The sequence below is a fragment of the Streptomyces niphimycinicus genome, from assembly GCF_018883605.1.
Lineage (GTDB): Bacteria > Actinomycetota > Actinomycetes > Streptomycetales > Streptomycetaceae > Streptomyces > Streptomyces niphimycinicus.
The window spans coordinates 1-6,412 of sequence record NZ_JAHLEM010000586.1; the positions used below are offsets into that span (position 1 = coordinate 1).

Consider the following 6,412-nt stretch of genomic DNA (forward strand, 5'->3'; position numbering starts at 1 on the left):
CTCGAAGTTCTCGTTGGAACTGAGGATCGCGCCCAGGTAATCGTGATTGCTGGTGCCGACGAAGACGCCGATCTGCCGGCCGCGCACCGCGACCGGGTCGATTCCGGCCCGCTCGAACGCCTCCCAGGACGTCTCCAGCAGCATCCGCTGCTGCGGGTCCATGCCGAGCGCTTCTCGCGGGCTGATGCCGAAGAGCGACGGGTCGAAATCGGCTATGCCGTCGACGAATCCACCCTCGTGCACATAGCTGGTGCCGGGGTGGTCCGGGTCCGGGTGGTACATCGTGTCGACATTCCACCCACGGTCCAGCGGGAACTCGCTGACCGCGTCGACGCCCTCGCTGACGATGCGCCACAGGTCCTCGGGCGACGAGACGCCCCCGGGATAACGGCAGCCGATCCCCACGATCGCGATGGGGTCGTGGTTCTTCGCCTCGGCCTCTTGCAGGCGGAGGCGAGTCTGGTGCAGATCCGCCGTTACCAGCTTGAGGTAGTCCCGCAGCGTCTCTTCATTCGCCATTTACGCAATCCAATTACGGCAGACGGCATCGGAAATGCTCCACAGATCCTCAACAGGGGAGCCGGTAACCAACAACCAAATCAGTCGACTTCTCGCTGAGAGGCTATATGCGAACTAACCCTCACAACAACCCCTAGATGCCCCCTATGACCCCCTGGAGACCCAAGGAGCGATAGGGGGCAACCGGTATTCGGCAACTCTATTGAAGGGTATGGAAAATCCTGGCCGACATCGAGAACGACGTCAATAGCAGAATTCCCGTCATGCCCTTCCGAGACCCTTGTTGATGAATGCGAAGAGCTCTTCGTCGCTGGCCGACTGGAGCTGCTCGGCGTCGACCGTTTCCTTCGCCGGGCGCTCCGGCGCCGCGGTGGTGGCGGGTTCGGCGGTGACCGCCGTGCCGTCCGACTCGTTCCACTTCGCCATCAGGGACTGGAGGCGCATGGTGATCCGGGCCCGGGTGATGTTGTCGGGCGCGGTGCCGGTGAGCGCGGTCTCCAGCTTGTCGAGTTCCTCGAGCACCGCGGTGCCGTCGGCCGCCTCGTCGGGCGCGATCCCGGCCCGCAGATAGGCGGCCACGGCGGCCGGGGTCGGGTGGTCGAAGATCAGGCTCGGGGGCAGCTTCAGCCCGCTCGCGGCGCCGAGCCGGTTGCGCAGTTCGACGGCGGTGAGCGAGTCGAAGCCCAGCTCCTTGAAGGCCCGGCCCGCCTCGATCGCCTGGGCGCCGGAGTGGCCGAGCACGGCGGCCACCGCGTTGCGCACCAGATCCAGCAGCACCCGCTCCCGCTCGGTCTCCGGCAGCGCCGCGAGCTGTCCGGCCAGAGCCGCCCCGGCGTCGTCGTCGGTCTCCGCCGCCGCCATCTCCTCGACGACCTCGCGGGCCTCGGGCAGGTCGTGCAGCAGCGGACGCGACCGGTCGGCGGTGAAGGCGAGGGTGAAGCGCCGCCAGTCCATGTCGATGACGGTCAGCGCGGTCTCGTCCCGGTCCAGCGCGTGCTGGAGGGTGGTCGCGGCCGGTTCCGGCGCCATCTCGTTGATGCCGTGGCGGCGCATCCGGTCGCCGACGGCGCCGTCCACCGTGCCGCCGTCGCCCCACGGGCCGAAGGTGAGCGTGGTGGCGGGCAGTCCGTCCGCGCGGCGCTGCTCGGCGAAGGCGTGCAGGAAGGCGTTGCCGGGCGCCTGGTTGCCCTGGCCGGGTGCGCCGAAGGTGGCGGAGAAGTGCGAGCACAGCACGAACGCGGTCAGGTCCAGGTCCCGGGTGAGCTCGTGCAGATGGCGCGTGGCGTCCACCTTGAGCCGCAGCACCCGCTCGACCTGATCGGGGGTCAGCCCCTCGATCACGCCGTCCTCGATGACCGCGGCGGTGTGCACGACGGCGGTCAGCGGCTGGTCGGCCGGGATGGCCGCGAGGGTTTCGGCGAGCGCGGCGCGGTCGGTCACATCGCAGGCGGCGAGGGTGACCTTGGCGCCGAGTCCGGTCAGCTCGGCCGCCAGCTCGACGGCCCCGGGCGCGTCCGGGCCCCTGAGGCTCGCCAGCACCAGGTGGTCGGCGCCGTTACGGGCCAGCCACCGGGCGACCTGCCCGCCGAGCCGTCCCGTACCGCCGGTGACCAGCGTGGTGCCGGTCGGCTTCCAGGACCGTACCGCGGCGGTGTCGGCCAGCGGGGCGCGCACCAGGCGGGGCCCGAAGACGCCGGTGGCGCGGATCGCGGCCTGGTCGTCGTCGCCGTCGGCGGCGAGGAGGCCCACCAGCCGGGTCAGGTCGCGTTCGTCGGGCGTGGCGGGCAGGTCGATCAGACCGCCCCAGCGCTCCAGGTGCTCCAGCGCGGCCACCCGGCCAAGACCCCAGACGAGCGCCTGCTCGGGGGCGGCCGGCCGGTCCGTGCCACCGACGGACACGGCGCCGTGCGTCAGACACCACAGCGGGGCGCCGATTCCGGCGTCGCCCAGGGCCTGGATCAGCGCGAGCTGGGCGGCGGTTCCGGCGGGCAGCGAGGCGTGCCCGGGGTGTGCGCCCTCGGCCGGGGCCAGCAGCGACACCACTCCGGCGAACGAGCCGCCGTCGGCTTCGGCGAGCGCGGTGCGCAGCCGCCCGGCCAGCTCCTCCCGGCCGTCGATGCCGGTGTCCACGGCGATCCGCCGTACGTCGGCGCCGCGTTCGGCGAGCACACCGGCCACCGCGTCGGTCCAGACGTCCTCGGCGGCCGGGGCGACGAGGAGCCACGCGCCGGACAGCCGGGCGGACCGCTCCTCGGCGAGCGGCTTCCAGGCGACGCGGTAGCGCCAGCCGTCCACCGTGGACTGCTCACGGGCCTGCTTGCGCCAAGACGCCAGGGCGGGCAGGACGGCGCTCATGGGCTGATCGCCGTCGACCGTCAGCTCGGTGGCCAGGGTCTGCCAGTCCTCGGCCTCCACGGCGGCCCAGAACCTCGCCTCCACGGGGTCGTGCCCCCTCTTCCCGGCGGCCCGCTCGGGCGCGGCCTCGGGCCAGTAGCGCTGCTGCTGGAAGGCGTAGGTGGGCAGCTCGATACGGCGGGCGCCGGTGCCGTCGAACACGGCCTCCCAGTCGACGCTCACCCCGCGCGACCACGCCTCGCCGACCGAGGCCCAGAAGCGGTCCTGCCCGCCCTCGTCACGGCGCAGCGAACCGATCGCGGCCGCGTCCACACCGGCGTCCTCGGCCGTCTCCTGCACACCCATGGTCAGCACGGGGTGGGCGCTGGACTCGATGAACACACCGAAGCCCTCGTCCAGCAACCGCCGGACCGCGCCCTCCAGCTCGACGGTGCGACGCAGATTGGTGAACCAGTACTCCGCGTCCAGCTCGGAACCCTCGGCCCACTCCCCCGTCACGGTCGACAGGAACGGCACCTGGGCGCTCTTGGGCTGTACGGGCGCGAGCAGCTCCAGCAGCTCCTCGCGGAGCAGCTCGACCTGGGCCGAATGCGAGGCGTAATCCACCGGCACCCGGCGCGCCCGCACCTCATCGGCCTCACACGACGCCAGCAGCTCGTCCAGCGCGGTCGGCTCACCGGAGACGACCACCGACGACGGCCCGTTGACCGCCGCGACCGAGATGCGCTCCTCGCCCCACGGCTCGATGCGCTCGCGTACGTCCGCCACCGGCAGCGCCACCGACACCATGCCGCCCTTGCCCGCCAGCACCCGGCCGATCGCCTGGCTGCGCAGCGACACCACCCGCGCCGCGTCCTTCAGCGACAGGATCCCCGCCACATACGCGGCGGCGATCTCGCCCTGCGAGTGGCCGATCACCGCGGACGGGACGACCCCCAGCGAACGCCACAGCTCGGCCAGGGACACCATCACCGCGAACAGCACCGGCTGGACCACATCCACCCGGTCCAGCGACGGCGCACCCTCGGCGCCCCGCAGCACATCCACCAACGACCAGTCGGTGAACTCCGCGAGCGCCGCGGCGCATTCCTCGATATGGGCCGCGAAGACGGGCGAGGCGTCCATCAGCCCCACGCCCATCCGCACCCACTGGGACCCCTGCCCGGGGAAGACGAACGCCGTCTGCCCGGCGACCACCGTGCCCCGCTCCACACCGGCCGCCATGCCGCCGTCGGCGAGCGCGTTCAGCCCGGCCATCAGCTCCTCGCGGTCCCGGCCCTGGACCACACCGCGGTGGTCCAGCGCGGAGCGGGTGGTGGCCAGCGACAGGCCGATGTCCACCGGGCGCAGCGCCGGTTCGTCGTGGAGCCGGTCCAGCAGCCGCCGCGCCTGGGCGCGCAGCGCCGCCTCGCTCTTGCCGGAGAGCACCCACGGCAGCACACCCGGCTGCTTGGACACCAGCTCCACCGGGCCCGGCTCCTCGGCGGGGGCCTGCTCGATGATGGTGTGCGCGTTGGTGCCGCTGAAGCCGAAGGAGGAGATGCCCGCCCGGCGCGGGCGGCCGGTCTCTGGCCACGGGGTGGCCGACCTGACCAGCGCGACCTTGCCCGCGGCCCAGTCGATGTGCGGGGACGGCTCGGCGATGTGCAGCGATTCGGGCACCACCCCGTGCTCCATCGCCAGCACCATCTTCATCACCCCGGCGATGCCCGCGGCGCCCTGGGTGTGGCCGATGTTGGACTTCACCGATCCGAGCAGCAGGGGCAGTTCCTCGGGCCGGTCCTGGCCGTAGGTGGCCAGCAGCGCCTGCGCCTCGATCGGGTCGCCCAGCGAGGTGCCCGTGCCATGCGCCTCGACGACGTCCACATCGCCGCCGGACAGCCGGGCGTTGGCCAGCGCCTGCTGGATGACGCGCCGCTGGGAGGGGCCGTTGGGCGCGGTCAGGCCGTTGGACGCGCCGTCCTGGTTGACGGCGGAGCCGCGCACCACGGCCAGCACCTTGTGGCCCCGGCGACGGGCCTCCGAGAGCCGCTCCAGCAGCAGCACGCCCACGCCCTCGGCCGGGCCGAAGCCGTCGGCGTCCGCCGAGAACGCCTTGCAGCGGCCGTCCTGCGACAGCCCGCGCTGACGGCTGAACTCGATGAACAGACCGGGCGTGGACATCACATGGACGCCACCCGCGAGCGCGAGCGAGCACTCGCCGAGCCGCAGCGACTGGACGGCCAGGTGCAGCGCCACCAGCGACGCGGAGCAGGCCGTGTCCACCGTGACCGCCGGGCCCTCGAGACCGAAGACGTAGGACAGCCGGCCGGAGACGACGCTGCTGGCGTTGCCCGTGCCGAGGTGGCCGCCGAAGTCGTCCTCGGCGTCGAGCGCCACCGACAGATAGTCGGAGGCGTTCATGCCCGCGAAGACACCGGTCCGGCTGCCGCGCAGGGACGCCGGGTCGATCCCGGCCCGCTCGAACGCCTCCCAGGACGTCTCCAGCAGCAGCCGCTGCTGCGGGTCCATCGCCATGGCCTCACGCGGCGAGATCCCGAAGAACGCGGCGTCGAACCGGGTGGCATCGCCCAAGAACCCGCCCTCGCGGGTGTAGGTGGTGTCCGGGGTGTCCGGGTCCGGGTCGAACAGGTTCCGCAGGTCCCAGCCGCGGTCGGCCGGGAACTCCGTCTGCGCCTCGCCGCCGGCGGCCATGAGCTGCCACAGCTCCTCGGGGGTGCGCACACCCCCGGGGAAGCGGCAGCTCATGCCCACGATGGCGATCGGCTCATGGGCCTGGTCGTCGACCTCCTGGAGCCGCCGGTGGGCGGCGGTCAGGTCGGTGGTGACCTTCTTCAGATATTCGCGGAGCTTGGCTTCGTTCGCAGTCGCCATGGACGTTCACCTATTCGCAATGCTCTGGTTCGTCGGGGGGTTCGGATGGGTGTGCTGCCGCGCTTCAGCCGTTACCGAACCTCTTGTCGATGAAGTCGAAGAGGTCGTCGTCACTGACCTCTTCGAACGCGTCCGCCTCGGCGTCCGCCCCGGCGTCGTCCGCGGTGCGACGCACGTCGTTCCACTTCGCGAGCAGCGTCTGGAGGCGCACCGCGATGTTCGCATGCGCGGCCTCGTCCTCCGTCACCGATACCAGATCCTCCGGCGACAGCGAGGACAGGCTGTTCTCCAGCCGCTCCAGCTCCTCCAGTACGGACACTCCGGGGCCGTCGGCCTCCGGCGCCACTTCCTGACGCAGATGCCGCGCCAGCGCCACCGGTGTCGGGTAGTCGTAGACCAGCGTGGCCGTCAGCCGCAGCCCGGTGGCCGCGTTCAGCCGGTTCCGCAGTTCCACGGCCGTCAGCGAGTCGAAGCCCAGATCCTTGAACGCCTGCTCGGCGCCCACCTGGTCCTTCGAGGCGTAGCCCAGCACCGCCGCCACCTGACGGCGGACCAGGTCCAGCGCGGTGAGCTGCTGCTGGGCCTCCGACTGCCCGGCCAGCCGCTGGGCCAGCGTGCCGTCCCCGGTGTCCGCCACCGCCTCCGGGGCGGCGGGGCCGCCGGT

The 6,412-nt window shown here is 72.1% G+C and carries 3 protein-coding genes; all 3 read right to left on the reverse strand.

All coding sequences use genetic code 11. The features are described from left to right. On the reverse strand, positions 1-519 hold a 519-nt coding region (locus KN815_RS36915; protein WP_216346211.1), incomplete at its 3' end, for a beta-ketoacyl synthase N-terminal-like domain-containing protein. Between the two features lie 261 nt (positions 520-780). Beyond that, positions 781-5,748 carry a type I polyketide synthase gene (locus KN815_RS36920; RefSeq protein WP_216346212.1) on the reverse strand — a complete coding sequence of 1,656 codons (4,968 nt, stop codon included), beginning with the start codon at positions 5,746-5,748 and terminating at the stop codon, positions 781-783. A gap of 64 nt (positions 5,749-5,812) precedes the next feature. Then, positions 5,813-6,412 (reverse strand): phosphopantetheine-binding protein (locus tag KN815_RS36925; protein ID WP_253209467.1); only part of this gene is annotated, 600 nt, incomplete at its 5' end.

Excerpts from the sequence above, each read along its gene's own strand:
- KN815_RS36920 (WP_216346212.1), bottom strand. The coding sequence starts at position 5,748 with ATGGCGACTGCGAACGAAGCCAAGCTCCGCGAATATCTGAAGAAGGTC.